Genomic DNA, 22137 nt, shown 5'->3' with positions numbered 1-22137 from the left:
CAAATATAATAATTCTTTTAACCATTAATTGTTTGTATTGATTATACTGCCACAATCCCTTTAATATGAGGATGTGCTTCGTAATTTTCCAATTTAAAATCCTCAAATTTAAAATCAAAGATGCTTTTTACATCTGGATTGATTTTCATGGTGGGCAACTGTTTTGGTTCTCTGCTTAATTGAAGATTGGCTTGTTCGATGTGGTTATTGTATAAGTGTGCATCGCCTAAAGTATGTACGAAATCACCTGCTTCTAAATTGCAAACCTGTGCAACCATCATCGTTAACAGCGCATAAGATGCAATATTAAAAGGAACGCCAAGAAAGATATCGGCACTGCGTTGGTATAACTGACAACTTAACTTCCCGTCAGCTACGTAAAATTGGAAGAAGGCATGGCAAGGCGGAAGCGCCATATTTTCAATCTCCGCTACATTCCAGGCGGAAACAATAATCCTCCGGGAATCAGGATTGTTTTTAATGGTGTTGATGATATTGGTGATCTGATCAATGTGTTGTCCATCAGGCGTTGGCCAGCTTCTCCATTGTGAACCGTAAACCGGCCCCAGGTTTCCATCTGCATCTGCCCATTCATCCCAGATGCGAACACCATTATCTTTTAAATATTTAATATTGGTATCTCCCGTTAAAAACCAGATCAATTCATGAATAATCGATTTTAAGTGCAGCTTTTTTGTGGTAACCATCGGAAAACCCTCCTGCAGGTTAAAACGCATTTGATAACCAAAAACACTGATGGTTCCAGTTCCTGTACGATCATGCTTTTGAGCACCGTTATCCAGCACATGCTGCATTAAATCTAAATATTGTTTCATATACCCTAAACCCAAGTAGGCTTTTAAACGTGAATAAATTATTAGGTACAAATATGTGAAAAATCTTAATCCCGAAATCTTTTAGTTTTCTACAATAACAGATTTTTAAACAAGCCTGACTTTTGTATGTTTGCATCAGAACTTATTTAGCTTTGAGGGAAAATCTCAAATCTCAAATCTCAAATCCGAATGTTATCCTTTCCAAACGCAAAAATTAACTTAGGTTTAAATATCACCGAGAAACGCGCCGATGGTTATCATAATCTCGAAACTGTTTTTTATCCGATTGATATTAAAGACGCTGTAGAAATTGTAGATGCCACAGAAACATCATGCAAAATTCATGGCATAGATATTCCCGGAGATGCGAACGATAATCTCTGTTTCAAGGCTTATCAATTAATTAGAAATGATTATGCTATTCCTGCGCAGCAGATTAATCTTTTAAAAAATATTCCTATAGGCGCAGGCTTGGGTGGTGGTTCTGCAGATTGTGCCTTTGTTATTAAACTGATGAACGAAAAGTTTAATTTGGGTTTATCTGTTAATCAAATGGAGAATTATGCCCGCAGGTTGGGCGCTGATTGTGCTTTTTTTATTGAGAATAAACCTGTCTATGCTTTTAATAAGGGTGATGAATTTAAACAGTGTGAGGTTGATTTATCAAACTGGTTTAAAGTTTTAGTAAAACCACCTATACATGTCAGTACTGCTGATGCTTATGCCCTGGTAAAACCTCAAAAGCCTTTGCAATCTTTAAAAGAAATCATACATTTGTCTCCAACAACATGGAAAGATAAGGTTATCAACGATTTCGAGCCATCGGTATTCGCAAAGTATCCCCAAATTCATCAAATAAAAACCAGTTTATACAATGCAGGCGCAACATTCGCTTTAATGAGTGGTAGCGGCTCATCTGTATTTGCCATTTTTAACAAACCTGTTAAACTACAAGAACTGGAAAAAAATAACTTAGTTTATTATAATATTTAAATAGAGCTTAAAGTAAAGGTAAAAGACTAAAGCAAATTGGTCTTAATACTCGATACTAAAAAAATAAATTTACATGTTTAGTTTTAAGTCTCGATACTTGATACTAACTACTTGATACTAACAAATGAACATAAATCTGATACGCAAGAGCGGGAAATTTAATTTTGAGGCAGAAAACGAGAGCGGTTTTACCGTAGAGTTAGATGCAAAAGCTGCAATTGGTGGCCAGGGCAAAGGGTTTAGGCCAATGGAAATGTTATTGGTTGGCCTTGGAGGTTGCAGTGGAATTGATATGGTAAATGTATTAACGAAGCAGAAAGAACCTTTAGACGACATTAAAATTGCCATCAACGCAACCAGAAAAGACGAAGAGATGCCGCCTATTTTTGATGAGATCAATATTCATTTTGATTTATATGGCAATTTAAGCACAGCTAAAGTAGAACGTGCTTTAGCCCTTACTTTTGAAAAGTATTGCTCTGTTTCTAATATTTTAGGCCGTTCAGCAAAAATTAACTTTACATACGTAATAAACAAATAGTGAGAGGTGAGTATAGAGCAGCGAGTATCAAGTAGCGAGTATCAAGTACGAAAGCCGAAAATGCGTGATATCAAATCTATACTCCATACAAAATCTTGATACTAAAATCTTAATACTTGATACTAAAATTTCGATACCCAAAATCAATACTAAAATCTTGATACTAACAAAAAATGAAATCAGAAAATTTTGAAACCATAGCCATCCGCACACAAACTGAACGAAGTTTACATAAGGAGCATTCGGCACCAATTTATCTTACTTCCAGTTATAAGTTTGATGATGCTGAAGAAATGCGGGCATTATTCGCCAATGAAAAAGAAGGGAATGTTTATAGCCGATACTCTAACCCGAACACTTCGGAGTTTATAGAAAAAATGTGTCTGCTGGAAGGTGCAGAAGATGGTTTTGCTACGGCAACGGGCATGGCGGCTATTTTCACCACATTTGGTGCTTTCTTAAAAGCTGGCGATCATATTGTTTCCAGTCGTTCTGTTTTTGGATCTACACACCAGTTGTTAACCAATGTTTTTTCTAAATGGGGGGTAACCTTTGATTATGCTGATTTAGATAAGCCACAAGATTGGGAAAGCTTAATTAAGCCAAATACCAAAATGATTTTTGTGGAAACACCATCTAATCCAGGTATTGATATTATCGACCTGGCCTTTTTAGGCGGTTTAGCTAAAAAGCACAATCAGCTTCTGGTGGTTGATAACTGTTTTGCTACGCCTTATTTACAACAGCCAATTGCATTAGGTGCACATATTTCTATCCATTCGGCTACAAAATACATTGATGGACAGGGACGTGTATTGGGTGGTATCATATTAGGCTATAAGGAACTGATTGCAGAAGTTATAGGGTTCGCACGGCACAGTGGTCCGGCTTTATCACCATTTAATGCCTGGATTTTATCTAAAAGCTTAGAAACGTTAGCTGTACGGATGGATCGTCATTGCGAAAATGCTTTGAAAGTTGCCGAATATTTAGAGAAACATCCAAAAATCAAATTGGTTAAATATCCTTTTCTACCGTCGCATCCACAATATGAAATAGCCAAAAAGCAAATGAAGCAGGGCGGAGGTATTGTAACCATTGTTGTTGATGGTGGTGTAGAAGGTGCACGTAATTTTATGGATAAACTAAAAATGTTTTCAATCTCTGCAAACCTTGCAGATACCCGTTCCATTGCTACACATCCAGCTACGAGTACACACAGCAAATTGACTGAGGAAGAAAGGAATATAGTTGGTATTGAGCAGGGATCTATTCGCTTGTCAATAGGTTTAGAGCATATAAATGATATTTTAGCTGATATTGAACAGGCTCTGGAAGCATAATGGCTGATTAAAATAATCAAAGCGGTATAAATTTATATTTATGCCGCTTTTTTTGTTGCTGAATTTTATAAAAGCTATGGACTCCAGACTGAAATCTTTCTTACCCTACATCAATGCACAGCTGCCAGGCCTGATGTAAATTTGTATCATAAACAAGAAAGGAAATTTATGTCACAATTTATTTTGTACAAAGAAAACACCAGAGGCCATGCCAATCATGGATGGTTAGACGCTCACCACTCATTCAGCTTTGCGAACTATTATAATCCTGAGAGAATGCATTTTGGCGTTTTAAGAGTTTTAAATGATGACTTAATTGACGGTGGAATGGGTTTCGGCGCACATCCACATGATAACATGGAGATCATTACCATTCCATTAGCAGGCGCTATTGCGCATAAAGATAGTATGGGCAATACTGCAGAAATTAAAGCTGGTGAAATTCAGGTGATGAGTGCAGGTACAGGGGTGAGTCATAGTGAATTTAATGCTTTACCTGATGTGCAGTTAAACTTATTGCAAATCTGGTTATTCCCAAATAAAAAGAATGTAACACCGCGTTATGATCAAAGGGCTTTAGATGTTACTGCCCGCCATAATAACTTCCAGCAGATTTTATCTCCAAATAGTGAAGATGATAATGTGTGGATTCATCAGGATGCCTGGTTTTCATTAGGTAAATTTGATGAAAGTTTTGAAACTGAATATAAAATCAAAAAAGCAGGCAACGGTGTTTACGCTTTTGTGATTAGTGGTGAAGTAACGATTAATGGGCAAATATTAAGCAAGAGAGATGCCATTGGTATCTGGGATACAGATCACATCAGTTTTAAAGCAAATACAGCTGATGCCGAAGTATTGCTGATGGATGTTCCGATGGAATTATAATTTAAGTTATATGTTGAAAGTTGTGGGTTACAGGTCTATAACCTTGGCTTGCGACTTTTAACACGTAACTCTTAACTTAAAAAAAAATATGCAAACGACCATACTTTACATCGGCAGAGATACAGAAATTACCATCGTCATGAATCGCTTACTTAACGCTCGACCAGAATGGAAAGGGATTTGTGTTTGTACAGATGAAGAAGCCGTTTCAGTGTTTAAAGAACAGACTGTTGATCTGGTATTACTTGGTAATGGTATTGATCAGGAATGTGAGCAAGCTTTGAAGTTAAAATTAGAAGCAATTAAACCAGGTATCAAGATCATTCAGCACTATGGTGGTGGAAGTGGTTTGTTGTATGGAGAAATTATGACTGCGCTTAGCTAATTCATAATCCAGAAGTATTAGAGTTTTTTTTTATAGCGCATCTGATGTTCTATGAAAAAAATATCAAAGTACAACATATTAAGAGATCAAAGCTTAGCTACTTAAATCTCAATATCCTGCAACCCTGATAAATTCTAGGAGATGTACTCCCTATCTTCGTCGCTCAATTCTTTTTTATTCGCAGTTTGCTGATTTCTTTCAATTTCATTATCATAGCTACTTATCGTTTTTTTAGGTCGGCCAACAATAAAGCCAATGATAAAACCGATGATGACACAAATGCCTATTACCAGTAGTTTGGAGACAAATACGCCATCTACCACTATAAAATTGAATGCTACTTCATCGCTGTTTAAAAATAAAAAAGCAGTAAGTAATGCTGTTAGGATGATAATAAATATGGTTTTTCCGCTCATGGGTTAAAAGCTATAATTAAATGAAAACTCTAATATCGGATTTTGATTGTAAATCTTATTAACAAAAACCAACCTTGCTCCAACATCAACAACAGGTTGATACCGTAAAATGTTTAAACTACTATTCAATTCTATGCCATAAGTTTTTGGTTCGCCAATATTCGTGTCTTTACCAATATTTTCATAATGAGAAAATATGCCGGCTCTAAAATTTCTGATATAAGCTAATGGTCCTAATTCCCAATCTGGAAAGGCAAAGGGAAATCTATAATTAAAAAGCATACTGTTTTGTAGTTTACTTTTTGCAAGGATATTATTATAGCCATAAACCGTTGCAATTTCTGTTGCATATTGGTTTACGCCAGTTGCTTTTTGATAATTGAAACTAGCGAGGAAGGAGTGGTTTTTTGCAAAGCCTGGAAAATAGAAGAAACTTTCTAGAGCCATAATTTCACCACCAAGATTTTTATCAAAGGGCTGGTGGTTGTAGGTTGCCCTTAAGATCTGTGCCCACTTCGGTGCAATGTCTCTTTCGGTAGTTCTTGCGCTATGATTAAAGGTAAAGTTGTATTCCATCGGAAATTTTAATGCCGTTATAAAATTGTCAGGCATATTTTCTGGTAGATAACGTTTGGTAAAACTCGTAGCCGCATTTAGTGTAAAAGAGTAGTTTTGATTCCTTGCATTAAATGATAATGGAAGTGATGCATTAAGCTTGATATAATTCTCTCTCCAATCACCTTGCTGAATAGTATTTTTAGATCGATAGAACGTTCTTTTTGGTCGGTTTCGATACAACGCACTAAATACAGGGTAAAGTGCTTTATAGCTAATATCTGCCGAGTATTCAAAACGCTTTAAATCCCGGTGGTATTTTGCGCCTGTATAAAAGTCCATAGTGTTTAACAAATTGTTAGATTGCAATTCTAAACCGAAAACATATTCATTATCAATAACCGGAATCACACTATGGAAGCTGAAAAGATTTAATCCTTGCTTGTAGCGTTTGGATTGGAAGGTGTTATCAGGAATGTGATTAAAAACATTACCAATATTTTCCTGTTTTTGTGCTTCAGTAGAGAAATCTATAAACCCATTTTCTCCAACGGGTTTTTCAGAAATCATTTGTTCTGCAATTTCATATCCATTGATTTTGTAATCATTAAAAATGATTTTTCCGTCACCACTTTCTGTTGGATTAAAAGCACCATATTTAGATGCGCTTAATGCATTAATTTTTTTTGTAGCAGTGTCTATTGTGTAAATATTATCTATGCCATTAAAGTGTGCATTGAAGGCAATTTTACGATCAATAAAAATTGGTCTGCTCAACTGCTGCCTGCTATTTAAAATGAGCGGTTTCTTTTTCTCACCATCTATTACCCAAAGGCTTTTTCCTTTTTCAGTAACACTAATGTAAGCAATCTGATTTCCGGTTTGATCAAAGCAAGGTGTCTGCAGAATTTCATTATCTGGGTTCGGGATTGATTTTAAAATCTTTCCTGAACGGGCATCAATTTCAACAAGATTGAATTGATTGTTCAGTTCAACTTTTACCGCTATGATTTTCTTTCCATCATTAGAAAGGGTGGGGGAGAAGAGGCGACTTTGACTGCTCAGTTTTTTGAACTTTCTGGTTGCCATATTATAAGTGCAAATTACACTATAACTCCTTTGTTTATACCTTGGATCGTAACGGATTTCGTCCCAAACCAAGGTGTTGTTTTTTAAACTAAACCAAGGCTGTTCCTGGTAGCCAATTCCAAATAATTTTTGTTCAGATTGATCTTGATTGATTACCACAAAATGTCTCGCTTCCTGCTTGCTTTCTTTAAGCGCTAAAACTTGATTTTTATTCAATCTTGCAGGAAGAAAATAATGTGTAGCCAGCGATGTTTTTTTATTAAGTGATGCATAGTTTTCTGTAGATAAAAAATCTTGCTGAGTGATCCATTTTTTCTCTAATTTTTCTTGAGTATCCTCAAAGTATTTTTTTGTGTTTTTACCGGTATATTTTTTTAAACTTTTTGAAAAAGGATAGAGCCTTATCGGGCGCTTTCTGATATCTGAAAGTAGGCTATCAGAAATGAACTGACCAAATTTTTCTTTCATGTCTGCTACCATCAAATATCCGGTTTGATAATATCCGGGAGTGACATCCTTATTAGAACCAAAATAGGCTTTACTATAAGAGTATTTTTTGCCTTCCAAAATTGTAGCCCGGTAAGGCATGATCCAATTGGGTTGGCGGCCGCGGCCAGATTCAGTTAATGCTGTTTCATTAACTACTGCATCACCTTCAAAAAACCATGTAGGAATGCTCGCCCCGAAATAAGCAAAGTAAACCAATTCTGGAAATGGAAATTTTTTATTACCTGTCAATTTGTCAAATTGAGCGATGTGTAGTAACTCATGAACTGCTAAATTATTAAGCCAATCCTGACTGTCGAAATATTGCGGAGGTGTAGTATAAAATTCAGATTTCTTCGGTCCCAGCTGAACAAAGCCATTGGCTATGGTTCCCTGGTTTTGAAGAAGTAAGGAGATAGCAGTATTTTGTTGATTTAACCCTAAGCCAACCTTCGGATAAATGAAAGGCAAAGTATTGGCCATTCGTTGCGCTTCCTTTTCCAATTCCTTTGGATAGATAATTTTAAAACCCCCTGCCTGGATATAGTTCCAATGTACACTAAGTGGGTTCTGTGCAGTACTGAAGATTTGTCCAAAAACAGGATATGAAATGATACTTAATGATATTGATGTTAAGTATCTGATAATTAGTATTTTGTTTGATTTATAAAAGGTCATTAAAGTACTTTGCTAAAATAATTAGTTTTATAGTTTTTCTAATTGTTATTTTTGATTTATTATGACTTTACGTTTTGGTTTTATTTTTATTGATTTTCAGTTTGTTATGATATTTATTTAAATCTAATATTTTATGGATTTATGATTCTTAATCAATTTTATGAGAGGATTTATTTACTTGAATTTCAGCTTTTTCGTAACACTTAATTTAGTGCCTTAAATTACACTTATTAATCCATTTAAGGGTAAGATTTTTTCCGGTTTTTATTTTCAGAGTGAGTGATGTGCACACAATTAATATTTATTTATATAGAACAATAAAAAACTGGACTTAGATTTTATGGATTTAGTGCTATGAAAATTATGAGTAAAAACATTTTTAATCAGTTTTTGAATATTAACGTAAGCTAAATAGTTAGGGGTTTGTGCGTATAGCCATTGAGCATTTATTAATCCTAATGGAAAAATAATCTTTCATTTTAAACAAAGTACTGAAGAAACCAGCAGCAACATCAATATTTAAAATTAGTGTCATTATGGCATATTTGGTTTTGGTGTATTCGTTGATCCGATCACACACGTTTTGATTAGCGTTGATCAATACCTATAATATTAAAAAGTTAAGTACCAGGCTTTTCATTTGATCTCTGGCTAAAATATTGAATAATGAAGTGCATTTTTTGGTTTTAACTTAAGAATTATTCTTTGATAGCATCATCATTTATGTGGCAATTTTGTATGAATTTGATCAGAAATCATCCAATACGAGGCACTATTTTAGTCTTATAATTGTATTTCCTGAGGATATTCGCCTATCTTTTATAAATTTTTATTTTTTATGATAAATTATAACTTATGTGTTTTATTGTATGTTAAGTACCTTTTAATCAGTATTTTATATTGTGTAGATGGGTGGTGTATTTTGTGCTAGGGAAATAAATTATGATACAGCGATTATCACTAAATAATTCCTATTTCAACTGTAGAAGGATATAAATTGTACGATCGCTAACGGATTATTTATGTTAAATTGGTGATGCTTATCTATAATTATCACCCACCAAACGCGAAGAAAATAGCGTCCTGCTAATCGTTTTGAAACATATTTTATATGCTCAATTACCACTGATAACCTTATCTTTTTTAAGATTATTTTAAGTATGAAGTTCTGGTTTTAAGGCACCTGAAATAGGTTGTTTTATCAAGGTATTAATGCAATATAATCTATTGTAAGAAAGCTCAATTTATTACAAAATAAATGGGGCAAATTGGTGTGGATGATATTGGCGATTAGTACCAATTTTATCTTGAATTTGATGTCTAAAAATTAAAGTTTATTTTTCCTTTTTTTGTAGATTGGATATAGAAAAATAGCACTTAAAATAATCGCTGCACCAACGTAAAATCCAGCTGTCATTTGCTCTCTATCTTTAAAGAAAATAAAGGCTAAAAGAATGCCATATACAGGTTCAAGATTAGTAACCAAAGCCACTCTGAAAGCTGATAATGTTCTCATGACAGATACGCCTGCGACATAAGCAACAGAGGTGCAAAGTGTGCCTAAAATACCAATATAAAACCAGTCATTTATATTCAGGTTGAAGGAAGAATTGATCAGTGATCCATCATGTAAGCGGTACAAGGTGATCCAGAAAAGTCCACCAACCAATTCATAAAAACCAATAATAGATGGCTCACTTTTTTGAACCAAGGTTGAATTAATGGTGGAGAAAAGACTCGAAGCAACGGCTGCAAGTAATCCGAAAATAATCCCTAAAGTATACTGACTTTCAAATTTAAAGATCATATAGATGCCCAAAATAATGATCAGTCCGATTAAAATATCACCTATTTGAATGGGCTGCTTTTTAATTAAAGGTTCTAAAATTGCGGTAAATAAAGTGAAGGAAGAGAGGCATACTAAGGTAACAGAAACTGTAGAAACCTTAATGGCATGGAAGAAAAATATCCAGTGAATAGCCACAATTGCACCCGTAAAAAAGAACTGTAAAAATTGTATTTTAGAAATTTTAATATTCTTTTTTGTAATCAGAAACCATGCAAAAAGTGTTGAGGTTGCTATTAAAACCCTGTACCAGACCAATGGTACTGCATCGATAGAAATTACTTTGCCAAGCACGCCGGTAAAGCCCCAGATGAGTACGGTAAAATGAAGAATAAGTAAGTTTTTCTTGGTTTGATCCATTCCTATTTTGGCGCCCGTTTTAACAGGTAGATACCGAGTAAACCAAATGCAATAGTGGGCGATATGACAGCAATCACCGGCGGTAATCCACCTTTGGTAGAAAACATTTGTGTGAACTGATTAAATACAATGTAGGCGAAGCTAATAAAAATGCCAATCCCTAACGAAACGCCAACACCACCACGTACTTTTCGTGATGATAAAGCTACGCCAATTAAGGTTAAAATGTAGGCAGAAAGTGGATGTAAGAAGCGTTTATATTGCTCAAACTCCAGGTCGTTCATGATACCTGTTCCCCTGACTTTTTCCTTCCGGATTTTGTCTGCCAACTCACTAGTTGAGAGATTTTGAACCACATTTGCGTATGCTGAAAAGTCATCAGGACGCATATCTAAAATGGTGTCCTTAAGTTTTCCATTTCCATAAATCATGGATTCTTTTAAGCCATCAATTTTACGAATAGAGTAATTACTCAGTTGCCATTTCCTTTTCGTAGAATCCCATTTGATGTTGTCAGCAACAATTTTTTTAACCAACACATCACCATTAAAATTGTCTAAAGAAAATCTATATCCGTAATTGGTTTTGTTGTCAAAACTTTCAATATAAATGTAAGTTTTGTCATCCAGTTTCATGTGGATATTTGTTTTCGTAGAAGGGTCATTACGCTTTACGTAAGTGTTTTCGAAACTATTTTTTAAGGTATTGGTATAGGGTAAAACATAAAGGTTGGAACCCAGATTAGCTGCAAATATAACCGTTGCAGAAACGAAATAAGGCAATAGGAACCTGTTGAAACTAACGCCTCCACTTAAAATGGGTACAATCTCAGTTTGATCGGCCATCTTAGCCGTAAAGAAAATAACGGCAATAAAGTTAATCAGTGGCGATAGCATGTTCACATAAAAGGGAATGGAACCGGCATAATATTTAGAAAGAATGCCCCAAAAACTGAGACCACTTTTCATAAAGTCATCCATTTTTTCGGACAGATCAAATACGACAATGATGATTACGAAAATAGCAAGAGTATATATAAATGTACCCAGGTATTTACCGATAATGTATTGGTCAATGATTTTTATCTTTCCTTTTAACAGACTCATTCTTATAATTTATTTCCTAAAACCTTGACCATTTTATTCTTCCATTCGTAAAATTCGCCCAAAATAATTTTCTCTCTGGCTTGTTTTACCAGCCATAAATAGAAATGTAGGTTATGTAATGTCGCAATTTGTGCGCCAAGCATTTCTTTGCTATGCACTAAATGTCTTAAATAAGCTTTACTGGTTACCAGATCGGCATGTAGGTCACTTTCAGCATCCAGCGGAGAAAAGTCATTTTCCCATTTCTTATTTCTGATATTAATAATACCATTTCTGGTGAAAAGCATTCCATTTCTAGCATTTCGGGTTGGCATTACACAATCAAACATATCAACACCTAAGGCAATGTTTTCGAGGATATTAATCGGTGTTCCAACTCCCATTAAATAGCGTGGTTTTTCATATGGAAGGATATCGCATACCACTTCCGTCATGGCATACATTTCTTCAGCAGGCTCACCAACAGATAAGCCTCCAATGGCATTTCCTTCTCTGTTCATGCTGGCTATAAACTCAGCAGATTTGATTCTCAGGTCTTTGTATACCGAACCTTGCACAATAGGGAACAAGGTTTGATCAAAACCATATTTAGGTTCAGTATTGTCAAAATGTGTACAACAACGTTTCAACCAGCGGTGGGTCATTTTAATAGACTGTGCCGCATAGGTATAATCGCACGGGTAAGGCGTACACTCATCAAAAGCCATGATAATATCTGCTCCGATGGTGCGCTGGATGTCCATTGCATATTCAGGCGTAAAAAGATGTTTCGATCCGTCTATATGCGAATGAAAAGTAACACCTTCTTCTTTAATTTTACGCACTTTACTTAAAGAATATACCTGATAACCACCGCTATCAGTTAAAATCGGGCGATCCCAGCCAATAAATTTATGCAAGCCACCGGCTGCTTCTAATATATCTAAACCTGGTCTCAGGTATAAATGATAGGTGTTACCTAAAATAATTTTGGCATCTATATCATCCTTAAGCTCGCGCTGGTGAACAGCTTTTACTGTTCCTGCCGTGCCTACAGGCATAAAAATAGGAGTTTGTATTTCGCCATGGGCAGTGGTAACAGTCCCGGCTCTGGCTTTTGATAAAGGATCGTTTGCCTGTAAAGTAAATTTCATATAGGATGCAAAAGTAACAAATTTACCACAGCTATATATATTGTTGCTTAGTTTAATGGCTTAAATTAAACAATAATATTAGCCAGATTTTCTGTATTAAAAATCTAAAGTGAAGGTTATTCACATAACTTCTGTTGTACTGAAATAATATTTGGAATGTTTTTTTCAACATCAGGCATATTGCAGATTTAAAATAAGAAATTTGCGCCTATTTATTTTATCATCGTGATCTTAACCTTACCTGAAATTATTCTGCTTTCCATATTGGCTTTTTGCCTTTTAGTTCAGCTTTATTTTGTCTTATTTGTGCACTTAAAACTGGCCAATGCTGTGGTAGAAGAAATACCATTTATAGCCAGAAAGCCGCTAAGCGTGATTGTTTGTGCGAGAAATGAAATTAAAAATCTAAGGGAATACTTACCCACTTTAATGACTCAAAACTATCCTGAATATGAAGTGGTGGTAGTTAATGATCGCTCCTGGGATGGAACAGAAGAGTTTCTGGAGGAAATGGAGAAAGTATACCACAACTTGAAAGTGGTTAAAGTTTTGGATAACGATAAATTTTTGGCTGGAAAAAAATTCGCAGTAACCATGGGCATAAAGGCAGCCAAATATGAATGGCTTGTTTTTACAGATGCAGATTGTACTCCAGGATCAGATCAATGGTTGATGGATATGCAACAACCTGAAAATGAAAATATTGAAATTGTTTTAGGCTATTCTCCTTACTTGAAAAAACGTGGTTTACTAAATGCCCTGATTCGTTTCGAGACTTTTTTTACTGCTGTAAACTATCTTTCATTTGCCTTAAAAGGAATGCCTTACATGGGCGTTGGCCGGAATATGGCTTACAAAAAGGCCCTGTTTTTTAAAAATAAAGGATTTGCAGCGCACATGCATATCCCTTCTGGTGATGATGACTTGTTCGTAAATGCCAATGCAAACCGATTTAATACAGCAATTCGCATTCATCAGGATAGCCATGTATGGAGCGAACCAAATCGTACCTGGGGCGGATACCTTAAACAGAAAAAGCGCCATTTTGGGGCAGGTAAAATGTATAAGTCAAAACATAAGTTTATTTTAAGCCTGCAAATTATTTTTCAATTTTTATTTTATGGCTTTTTTGTAGCAGGTATGTTTTTAAGCCGGGAAGCACAATATATAGCAGGGGGTATACTTTTATTGAGCATTATCATTAGGAGTTTAATTTATCCAAAGTTATTGAAACGACTAAACTATGGGGATTTGCGTTGGTGGTTCCCAATATTAGATATACTTTTGTTCTTGTTTTTAACCTTAAACGGATTTGTAGCCATGTTTGGCAAGAAAAAAGTGAATTGGAAATAGATATTAAATATAAAAAATTATCATATGGCTGATGTAAAACCAGATCTCATTTTAAAATATTTTCCTGATTTAACGGCGAAACAGATCGATCAGTTTTCGCAATTATTTGATCTTTATGTTTATTGGAACGCTCAAATTAATGTGATTTCAAGAAAGGATATTGAAGAGCTTTATGAACGCCATGTTTTGCATTCTCTGGGAATAGCAAAGGTTTGCACTTTTAGAGCTGGCGAATCTGTTTTAGATGTAGGCACTGGTGGAGGCTTTCCAGGCATTCCATTAGCCATTTTGTTTCCTGATACACAGTTTTATCTGGTAGATTCTATTGGTAAGAAGATTAAGGTGGTGAAAGAAGTAGCTTCTGCTTTGGGTTTAGAAAATTTAAGGGCGGAGCATTTGAGAGCAGAGCAAATCAAAGAAAAGTTCAACTTCGTGGTTTCAAGGGCGGTTACCCGTTTAGGAGAATTTTATCCATGGATTCAGGGAAAGTTTAAGAAGGAGGTGATAAACGCCATTCCAAATGGAATTTTGTACTTAAAGGGTGGTGATTTGAATGATGAGATCAAAGAATCAAAACTGAAAGCAGAATTATATCCGCTTTCAGCTTATTTTGAGGAAGATTTTTTTGAAACCAAATATGTGGTTTACGTACCGCAATAAGGATTAAAGCCTTTCTCTCTTTTTAGGATTATCCATCATAATCATTTTATCTTTTAACGATTGTTGAAGGCCTGATTGTGCATCAACATTTTTGACTACATCTAACACCGTATTTGCGGCATCGCTAAAGAATTGCTTTGTAATTGTTGAATACTCATCTGTTGCCTTGTGGTAATCTTTATGATCTTCCACGCCGAAGTAAAGAAATGGAATATTTTTAGCATTGAATGCGCCTTGATCGCTTTGATTTGTCCAGTCATCGTGGCCAAGTTTCGGGTCATCATGACCTAAAATAACTTTAATGTCTTTTCTGGTTGTATCAACATATTTTTTTAGTGTGGGATACCTGAATGTACCACAAACATAAAGTTCACCTTTCTCACTATGTCCAATCATATCCATATTTAAATTTACAGCAATTGATCCGAGTGGTACAGATGGATTGGCTACAAAAGCTTTGGCACCTTGCAATCCCATTTCCTCTGCATCAAATGAGGCAAATATGATGGTGCTATTGGGTTTGTTTTTTGAAAAATATGCTGCAATCTTAAGCAATCCTGCGGTTCCCGAAGCATTATCATCAGCACCATTAAAAACTTCATCTTTAATCACACCCAAGTGATCATAATGAGCAGAAACCACGATTACGTTTTTGCCTTTTCCAGGAATATAGCCAATTACATTGGTACCATTGATCTTTGCTCCGCTTCTGGAATTAAAGGTAAATTCCTGTGCGTAGTTAACATTTTGAGGGTAGGATTTTAATCCTAGTTTCTGAAAACGATCAATGATATAAGCTCTTGCCATTTCTGCACCTTTGGTGCCTGTTTTTCTACCTTGATAGGCATTAGATGACAGGATTTCTACATCTTTAAGTAATTGTGCATCTAATTTTCCTGAGCCGGTTGTGGTTTGATTTTTAACCGATGAACAGCAGCTGAGCATCATGGCTAAAGGAATAATATATAGGATTTTCATAGTTGTTCTTTTTGTAATTAAAGCCAAGAAGTATAAAGGTATTTAAATTATAATATTGTTTTTAAAAAAACCTTATAGGTTTGAAAAAAGGATTTTTATTAAGCTGCAACTTCCCTCAAATCTACCGCTACAACCCTAGAAACGCCTTGTTCGACCATGGTTACCCCGTAAATGATATCCGTACTGGCAATGGTACGTTTGTTATGCGAAACAATAATGAACTGCGACTGATCTGAAAATTTGCGGATAATATTGTTGAATTTATCGATGTTCGTATCATCTAAAGGCGCATCTACCTCATCGAAAATACAGAAGGGAGCAGGTTTTAAAAGATAGAGGGAAAACAACAGTGCTGTTGCAGTAAGGGTTTTTTCACCACCTGATAACTGATTGATGGATAAGGGTCTTTTTCCTTTTGGACGGGCAATAATATCAATATCAGCCTCTAATGGATTATTGATGTCAGATAAAATCAAATCGCAACTGTCTTCTTCATTAAACAGCGAACGAAAAACAACTATAAAATGCTCGCGAGCCTGAGTGAAGGCCTGCATGAATTTTTCTTTGGCTGTATCGTCAATTTCTTTAATGGTTTGCAGAAGATCTGTTTTAGCCGTATTTAAATCTTTTTTCTGATTTTGAATAAAGACATAACGTTCTTCCATTTCTTTAAATGCTTCCATTGCCATCGAATTTATAGCTCCAAATTCATCCAGCTGGCGTTTCATTTTTTCTACTTTCTGCCTGATTTCAAATTCACTTTCCAATGTTTCTACTCCAATTTCCGTTTCTAGGAGATCATTGATGTCAATGTTAAATTCTACGGCTAATCGCTCCTTTAATGAATTTAGATCTATCTTCAAGGTATTTTTTTTATCCTTGATTTCCGTTAATAAAAAATCAGTCTCTTCCCGGTTTTTACGAATAACGGTAATGTTTCCTTCCAAATCATTGATGGTTCCTTTACTTTCAAAATATTCTTTCTCAATGTCAGCAAGGCCTTTTTCCAGATCTTCACGCTGTTGATACATCTCTAAAAGTGTATCATCACTTAGATCAGTATGTTGTAAAGTGGCTGTAATTTGTGCTAATGTTTCCTGCAGTTCCTGATCATTTTGTGCTATTCTTTTATCCAGTGCTTCTTCCTGCACAAAGCGGTAATCTAAATCTTTTTCAAGGCCAGCCAGCTTGTTTTGCTGTTGATGAAAGCGGATATTATCCTGATTATATTTGCCTGCAGACTCGTTTACCTGATCGGCAAGTTCCTGATAATTTAATTGCTGTTCCTGCAAGTTAAGGTGTTCCTGTTGTTGTTTTTGCTGTAATTCAACTAGTGCAGGTAACTTTTCTTGAAGCGAATTTTCTATAGAAGCGATTTTTTGTGCGATATCTGTTTTCCGGTTTTCGCTAGTGGTAATAAATTCCTGATATTGGTCTCGCCGGGTTTGCACAGAAATTTGTTCATTGCTTAAACGATTCAATTCCTGCTGCAAAGTATTAATTTCATTAACTTTTGAAGCTTCTTTAAGATTGAAAATCTGATCCGTATCTGCTTTGATGACTTCTGTATACCGATTGATTAGTGATTCAGAAGCCTTAATTTCTTTGGCTAAATTCTCCAGGTTTTTAACACGCCCAATACGCTTTCCTTCAAATAAACCGACAGATCCACCAGATAATGTGAACCTGCTTTGTGCATATTTTCCATTTTTTGCGAGAATAGTCAGGCTTTCAGCTGGGCTTTCTCTAAAAATTTGTTCCTGCTCTGCAACAGCCAGATATACATTTTGTAACAGCAGGTTGCAAAGATTTTGGTACTTTTTATCTACATCGATAACTGAAAGTGCCGGAACTAATCCTTCATGTGGTATCAAAACCGGTTTTTTGTTGGGGATGTTTTCCAATATAAAAAAGTTTGCACGACCGCGACTGGAATCTGTTAACAAATTAATAGCCTGAACAGCATCTATATATTGATCAACCACATAATGGTTCATTACCGGCTCCAGATAATTTTCAATCGCTATTCGATAATCTTCATTACAAAACAAGATATCAGATAGGAGTAGGGCACTCTTTGAAAAGTTGTTGTTTTTTTTCAGAAAACGAATCGATTCTGGATACCCTTCTAAACTATCTACAAGTGATTTGGTTAGGTTATATTCATTTTGTTTAGCGTCTTTTTTACGGTTCTCGGCTGTAAGTTTTTCTTTGGTTGAAGCTATGGTAATTTCTGATGCCGCTAGTTTTTCTTTGAGAATTTCTTCAGCTTCTTTAAACTGTTTGATGTTGCGCTGCTTTTCCAAAACCTTAACGTCAAGTTCTGCCAGAGCGTGGTCAAAGGACTTCAACTCCAGTGTTTTAGTTTCTGCATCCCCCTCATTTCTATTGGTTTCCTGAACCAAAGCATCTTTTTGAATATTGAGGATGTCTATTTCTTTTTGCGATTGGTAAACCTGATTTTGCAAATCATTTAGCGATTTAATCAGACGATCAGTCCTGTTTTTCTCGGTTTGTTGCTGTTCCCTTAGCGTGTCAAGTGTTGACTTTAATAATTTTAAATCAGCTTCTAAGCGATTAAAGACCTCTGTTTCTATTAAAACCTCTTCATTTAAACGCTTAATATTGTATTTGATATGATTAAGTTGATTTTTGTCTTTTTCAAGTTCTCCAGCTAAACGGGTTTCTTTTTCCTGCAAGAACCGCATTTGCTCATTCTTTACCTTCTTTTCACTTTCGTAATTACGAATTTTGGAGATCAGTTCATTGGTTGCCTTTTGTTGTATGGAAAGATTTTTCTCTTGATTAATGCTGCCTAATTTAAGCTTTTGCAATTCGGCTTCCTGCTGATCGATTTTGGTACTCAGTTCTGATCTGTTTACTTGCTGATTTTTTTCCTGGCTTTCTAATGCATCAAGGTCTGTGCGGAAAAAGGCAATTCTATGGGTCGCCAATTGAATGCTCAATTCACGATACTGTTCTTTTAACTTATAATAACGCTCTGCTTTTCTGGCCTGACTTTCTAGTGTTTTTAAATTCTTTTCAATTTCAAAAAGCAAATCTTCCACGCGTTCTAAATCGGCTTCAGTATCTTTTAACTTATTGAACGTTTGTTTTTTACGTAACTTGTATTTGGAAATGCCAGATGCCTCTTCAAACAAAGACCGGCGGCTATGCTCCTTATTGGTAATAATCTCATCTACCATTTTCAGCTCAATAATCGAATAGCTGTCTGACCCAATTCCGGTATCCAAAAATAAATCAGTAATATCTTTTAAACGGCATTGAACATCATTCAGGCGATATTCACTATCACCGTTTCGGTACAATTTTCTGGTAACAGTAACCTGAGAGTAAGCTGTAGGAAGGATATTTTTTGTGTTGTCAAAACTTAATGAAACCTCGGCCAGTTGTGCCTGTTTACGATTTTTTGTTCCATTGAAGATGATGTTTTCCATCTTTTCGGAGCGTAAAGCTTTAGTGCTTTGCTCGCCTAAAACCCAGCGCATGGCATCAATTACGTTAGATTTCCCACAACCATTCGGACCAACGATAGCCGTAACACCCTCATTAAAATTGATGGTTACTTTGTCGCCAAAGCTCTTGAAACCCTTAATTTCTAATCTGGTAAGTTGCATGGTTTTGAATCGGGCGTACCGAACTCAATAATAAGGATAATTTTGGGGTTTTTCAAGCGGAAGTTTATGGGTTTTAACCACAGAGTGCACAGAGATTTTCACAGAGAAAAGGGTAGAGCCTCAGGCAGAATTTAGGCAGCTATTGTAGCCTCCCTCTCCAGAAGAGAAAGTTTTAAGGGGCTTTACTTTAAACCAATAGGTTCAAGCCACTAACCTCAGTTTCCTCCTCTTTCCCAGAGAGGGATTAAATTTCAGAAACCAAATCACAGACTTTAACAGAGTGAGGTTTTTTTACCTCACTATCATCAACTTAGCAAACTTCAATAACAATTGTTTATTACCTAATCCTTGAAAAAATACTGTAGCCTTAACATCTGGTAAAGCACCTTCCAGACTGATGATTTTTCCGAAACCAAATTTTTCATGTTCTACCTCCATACCTCCTTGAAATTCATGCGGTTGAGAGGGGGTAAATCCTGGCGTAGGCACGTGAGCTTTAGCCAATAGCGAAGTCGTTTTCGGGCGGGGTGGTGGGGCAGAAGTAGTACTTGCTGGCTTTGGTTTACTAAAGAAATCACGCGGTTGCGAAGTCCATGTTTTACGCTCATCATCAAAATTACCTTCCAAAACATTGCTTTTGGCTGGTTTAACATCTAATTCTAAAAATCTTGGATTAATTTCATTGATAAAACGACTTGGCTCACAATTGGTCAATGTTCCCCAACGATATCGGGATGTTGCATAGGTGATGGTCAATTTTACTTCTGCACGTGTGATGGCTACATAAAATAAGCGTCGCTCTTCTTCCAGGTCAGAGCGGGAGTTTACCGACATTTGAGATGGGAAAAGGTTTTCCTCCAAACCAACAATAAATACATTTTTAAACTCCAGCCCCTTTGCTGAGTGAATCGTCATCAATGAAACAGTATCCTTATTTTTATCGCCGTCTTTATCATCATTGGTTAAGAGCGCCACATCCTGCATAAAAATATCCAGACCTTTTTCTTCTATATCTTCACGTTCAGCAAACTCTTTTATCCCATTCAACAACTCCTGGATGTTCTCATATCTGGAGCGGCCTTCTACACTGTCATCCGTATACAGTTCCTTTAAAATTCCGGCATGTTGCGCGATAAACAAAGCAGAATCATATGCATCTAATTTTTTAGCTTCAGCCTGAAAACTTTGAATCATCATAGAGAAATCATTCAGCTGGTTGGCTAAACGTCCATCTACGTATTGATGTGCATTGGAAATGACATCCCACATCGTCACATTATTCTGAGCGGCAGCTACAATAATTTTATCAATAGAAGTATCTCCAATTCCACGTTTTGGATAGTTAATCACCCTTTTAATGGCTTCTTCATCCTTCGGATTAAAGGTTAACCGGAAGTAGGCGATTAAATCTTTAACTTCTTTACGTTGGTAAAAAGATTGTCCACCATAAATTTTATATGGAATATTCAGCTTTCGCAAACCTTCCTCCATCGCCCTGCTTTGCGCATTTGTGCGGTATAAAATGGCAAAATCACTATGTTTATAGCCTTTTAAACCGCGTTCCTGGATAATGGATTCTGCCACCAGTTTACCCTCTTCATTATCTGTAAAAGCACGGGAAACTTTAATCCTGTCGCCTTCAGCATTCTCGGAAAAAACATTTTTTTCCAGCTGATTTTTATTATTGGCGATGATGCTACTTGCAGCATCAACTATATTTTGTGTTGAACGGTAGTTTTGCTCTAATTTATAAACTTTTAAATCCGGATAATCACGTTCAAAATTCAAAATATTTTGAATGTTTGCCCCACGAAAAGCATAAATACTCTGTGCATCATCACCAACCACACAGATATTCTGATAGGCTGCAGCCAGTTTTTTTACAATGGTATATTGCGAAAAGTTTGTATCCTGATACTCATCTACCATCAAATACCTGAATTTTTGCTGGTATTTGTTCAAAACTTCAGTATGTTCTTTCAAAAGAATATTGGTTTTGAAAAGTAAATCGTCAAAATCCATGGCACCTGCACGGAAACAACGCTTGGCATATTGTTCATAAATCTGACCAATCAGCGGACGTTTATTTTGAATATCTTCTGCCTGAATCTGATCATTGGCCTGGTATTCGCCCCAGGAAATAAGGTTGTTTTTTGCTGATGAAATTCTGCCAAAAACGAAATTAGCGGCGTATAACTTATCATCCAGCTGCATTTCTTTCAAAATGGCACGGATAACACTTTTACTATCATCCGTATCGTAAATGGTGAAATTACTTGGATAACCTATCTTTTCAGCCTCTACACGTAAAATCTTGGCAAAAACGGAGTGAAAAGTACCCATCCAAATGTTTTTAGCCTCTGCACCAACTACCTTGCTGATTCGCTCACGCATATCTTTACTGGCTTTGTTGGTAAAGGTTAAAACCAGGATGTTAAAAGGATCGGTTCCTGTTTGAATTAAATGAGCAACCCTAAACGTGATCACCCTGGTTTTGCCAGATCCGGCACCAGCAACAATCATTACTGGTCCTTTAGTGTTTTCTACTGCTGCTCTTTGCTGGGGGTTTAATCCTTCTAAATAATCCAAATCGGCTCCTGTTTTTTTGAAGTTCAAAAATAACAATTTCATTTCTTTTTTGGAGAGGTGTTGGTAATTAGTTCATCATTCACGGTTATGCACCATTTTAGTAGATTTTAGTATAAAATTTATTAATATACTATAAAGGATGTAAGAAAATATAAGTTGATAGATCTTATGTGTTAAAATAAATTGATAATAGTCCAGTTTCCATTATTAATTTACCATTTAAGGAATGTAAGAAAACATAAGCTCATGGGGCTTAAATGAATC

The 22137-nt window shown here is 35.8% G+C and carries 16 protein-coding genes; 7 read left to right on the top strand and 9 right to left on the bottom strand.

Translation table 11 applies throughout. The features are described from left to right. Window positions 1-41: 41 nt before the first annotated feature. On the bottom strand, window positions 42-836 hold the full coding sequence (locus tag AN34_RS18910) for a thymidylate synthase (protein ID WP_029288106.1): 795 nt from the start codon (window positions 834-836) through the stop codon (window positions 42-44). A 189-nt stretch (window positions 837-1025) separates the two neighbouring features. Between AN34_RS18910 and ispE the strand changes: the two genes are divergently transcribed. The 5 genes from ispE to AN34_RS18885 all read left to right on the top strand — a co-directional run bounded on the left by ispE (window position 1026) and on the right by AN34_RS18885 (window position 4986). After that, window positions 1026-1829 (top strand): 4-(cytidine 5'-diphospho)-2-C-methyl-D-erythritol kinase, encoded by an 804-nt coding sequence (gene ispE / locus AN34_RS18905; RefSeq protein WP_029288104.1) that lies wholly within the window; start codon window positions 1026-1028, stop codon window positions 1827-1829. A gap of 124 nt (window positions 1830-1953) precedes the next feature. Further along, on the top strand, window positions 1954-2370 hold the full coding sequence (locus AN34_RS18900; protein ID WP_029288102.1) for an OsmC family protein: 417 nt from the start codon (window positions 1954-1956) through the stop codon (window positions 2368-2370). Window positions 2371-2543: 173 nt separating this feature from the next. Continuing rightward, window positions 2544-3713 (top strand): PLP-dependent aspartate aminotransferase family protein, encoded by a 1170-nt coding sequence (locus tag AN34_RS18895; protein WP_029288100.1) that lies wholly within the window; start codon window positions 2544-2546, stop codon window positions 3711-3713. 168 nt (window positions 3714-3881) lie between these two features. Next, a complete protein-coding gene (locus AN34_RS18890; protein ID WP_029288098.1) occupies window positions 3882-4601 on the top strand; it encodes a pirin family protein in 720 nt (239 codons plus the stop codon). 88 nt (window positions 4602-4689) lie between these two features. Further along, window positions 4690-4986 (top strand): hypothetical protein, encoded by a 297-nt coding sequence (locus AN34_RS18885; protein ID WP_029288096.1) that lies wholly within the window; start codon window positions 4690-4692, stop codon window positions 4984-4986. A gap of 134 nt (window positions 4987-5120) precedes the next feature. On the opposite strand, the gene AN34_RS18880 is transcribed toward AN34_RS18885, so the two are convergent. The 5 genes from AN34_RS18880 to tgt form a co-directional block, all read right to left on the bottom strand. Beyond that, window positions 5121-5402, bottom strand: coding sequence for a lipopolysaccharide assembly protein LapA domain-containing protein (locus tag AN34_RS18880; RefSeq protein WP_029288093.1), 282 nt, complete (start codon window positions 5400-5402; stop codon window positions 5121-5123). 3 nt (window positions 5403-5405) lie between these two features. After that, window positions 5406-8210, bottom strand: coding sequence for a hypothetical protein (locus AN34_RS18875; protein WP_029288091.1), 2805 nt, complete (start codon window positions 8208-8210; stop codon window positions 5406-5408). A gap of 1327 nt (window positions 8211-9537) precedes the next feature. Next, a complete protein-coding gene (locus AN34_RS18870) occupies window positions 9538-10416 on the bottom strand; it encodes a DMT family transporter (protein WP_029288088.1) in 879 nt (292 codons plus the stop codon). A gap of 2 nt (window positions 10417-10418) precedes the next feature. Next, window positions 10419-11522, bottom strand: coding sequence for an LptF/LptG family permease (locus tag AN34_RS18865; protein ID WP_029288086.1), 1104 nt, complete (start codon window positions 11520-11522; stop codon window positions 10419-10421). A 2-nt stretch (window positions 11523-11524) separates the two neighbouring features. Continuing rightward, window positions 11525-12655, bottom strand: coding sequence for a tRNA guanosine(34) transglycosylase Tgt (gene tgt / locus AN34_RS18860; RefSeq protein ID WP_029288083.1), 1131 nt, complete (start codon window positions 12653-12655; stop codon window positions 11525-11527). Between the two features lie 225 nt (window positions 12656-12880). On the opposite strand from tgt, the gene AN34_RS18855 reads away from it, so the two are divergent. Together AN34_RS18855 and rsmG are read left to right on the top strand one after the other, a co-directional pair. Continuing rightward, entirely contained in the window at window positions 12881-14008 is a 1128-nt protein-coding gene (locus AN34_RS18855; protein WP_231625583.1) for a glycosyltransferase, read from the top strand. Window positions 14009-14032: 24 nt separating this feature from the next. Beyond that, window positions 14033-14668 (top strand): 16S rRNA (guanine(527)-N(7))-methyltransferase RsmG, encoded by a 636-nt coding sequence (rsmG, locus tag AN34_RS18850; RefSeq protein ID WP_029288079.1) that lies wholly within the window; start codon window positions 14033-14035, stop codon window positions 14666-14668. A gap of 3 nt (window positions 14669-14671) precedes the next feature. On the opposite strand, the gene AN34_RS18845 is transcribed toward rsmG, so the two are convergent. The 3 genes from AN34_RS18845 to AN34_RS18835 all read right to left on the bottom strand — a co-directional run bounded on the left by AN34_RS18845 (window position 14672) and on the right by AN34_RS18835 (window position 21873). Next, complete coding sequence (locus tag AN34_RS18845; RefSeq protein WP_036677526.1) at window positions 14672-15646, bottom strand: M28 family peptidase; 975 nt, start codon at window positions 15644-15646, stop codon at window positions 14672-14674. A 98-nt stretch (window positions 15647-15744) separates the two neighbouring features. After that, on the bottom strand, window positions 15745-19284 hold the full coding sequence (smc, locus tag AN34_RS18840; protein WP_029288075.1) for a chromosome segregation protein SMC: 3540 nt from the start codon (window positions 19282-19284) through the stop codon (window positions 15745-15747). Between the two features lie 291 nt (window positions 19285-19575). Further along, window positions 19576-21873, bottom strand: coding sequence for an ATP-dependent helicase (locus tag AN34_RS18835; RefSeq protein WP_029288073.1), 2298 nt, complete (start codon window positions 21871-21873; stop codon window positions 19576-19578). Window positions 21874-22137 lie beyond the last annotated feature (264 nt).

The organism is Pedobacter sp. R20-19 (genome assembly GCF_000708265.2).
GTDB lineage: Bacteria > Bacteroidota > Bacteroidia > Sphingobacteriales > Sphingobacteriaceae > Pedobacter.
This window is presented reverse-complemented; position numbering and strand designations above follow the sequence as displayed.

Excerpts from the sequence above, each read along its gene's own strand:
- AN34_RS18910 (WP_029288106.1), bottom strand. The coding sequence starts at position 836 with ATGAAACAATATTTAGATTTAATGCAGCATGTGCTGGATAACGGTGCT.
- ispE (WP_029288104.1), top strand. The coding sequence starts at position 1,026 with ATGTTATCCTTTCCAAACGCAAAAATTAACTTAGGTTTAAATATCACC.
- AN34_RS18900 (WP_029288102.1), top strand. The coding sequence starts at position 1,954 with ATGAACATAAATCTGATACGCAAGAGCGGGAAATTTAATTTTGAGGCA.
- AN34_RS18895 (WP_029288100.1), top strand. The coding sequence starts at position 2,544 with ATGAAATCAGAAAATTTTGAAACCATAGCCATCCGCACACAAACTGAA.
- AN34_RS18890 (WP_029288098.1), top strand. The coding sequence starts at position 3,882 with ATGTCACAATTTATTTTGTACAAAGAAAACACCAGAGGCCATGCCAAT.
- AN34_RS18885 (WP_029288096.1), top strand. The coding sequence starts at position 4,690 with ATGCAAACGACCATACTTTACATCGGCAGAGATACAGAAATTACCATC.
- AN34_RS18880 (WP_029288093.1), bottom strand. The coding sequence starts at position 5,402 with ATGAGCGGAAAAACCATATTTATTATCATCCTAACAGCATTACTTACT.
- AN34_RS18875 (WP_029288091.1), bottom strand. The coding sequence starts at position 8,210 with ATGACCTTTTATAAATCAAACAAAATACTAATTATCAGATACTTAACA.
- AN34_RS18870 (WP_029288088.1), bottom strand. The coding sequence starts at position 10,416 with ATGGATCAAACCAAGAAAAACTTACTTATTCTTCATTTTACCGTACTC.
- AN34_RS18865 (WP_029288086.1), bottom strand. The coding sequence starts at position 11,522 with ATGAGTCTGTTAAAAGGAAAGATAAAAATCATTGACCAATACATTATC.
- tgt (WP_029288083.1), bottom strand. The coding sequence starts at position 12,655 with ATGAAATTTACTTTACAGGCAAACGATCCTTTATCAAAAGCCAGAGCC.
- rsmG (WP_029288079.1), top strand. The coding sequence starts at position 14,033 with ATGGCTGATGTAAAACCAGATCTCATTTTAAAATATTTTCCTGATTTA.
- AN34_RS18845 (WP_036677526.1), bottom strand. The coding sequence starts at position 15,646 with ATGAAAATCCTATATATTATTCCTTTAGCCATGATGCTCAGCTGCTGT.
- smc (WP_029288075.1), bottom strand. The coding sequence starts at position 19,284 with ATGCAACTTACCAGATTAGAAATTAAGGGTTTCAAGAGCTTTGGCGAC.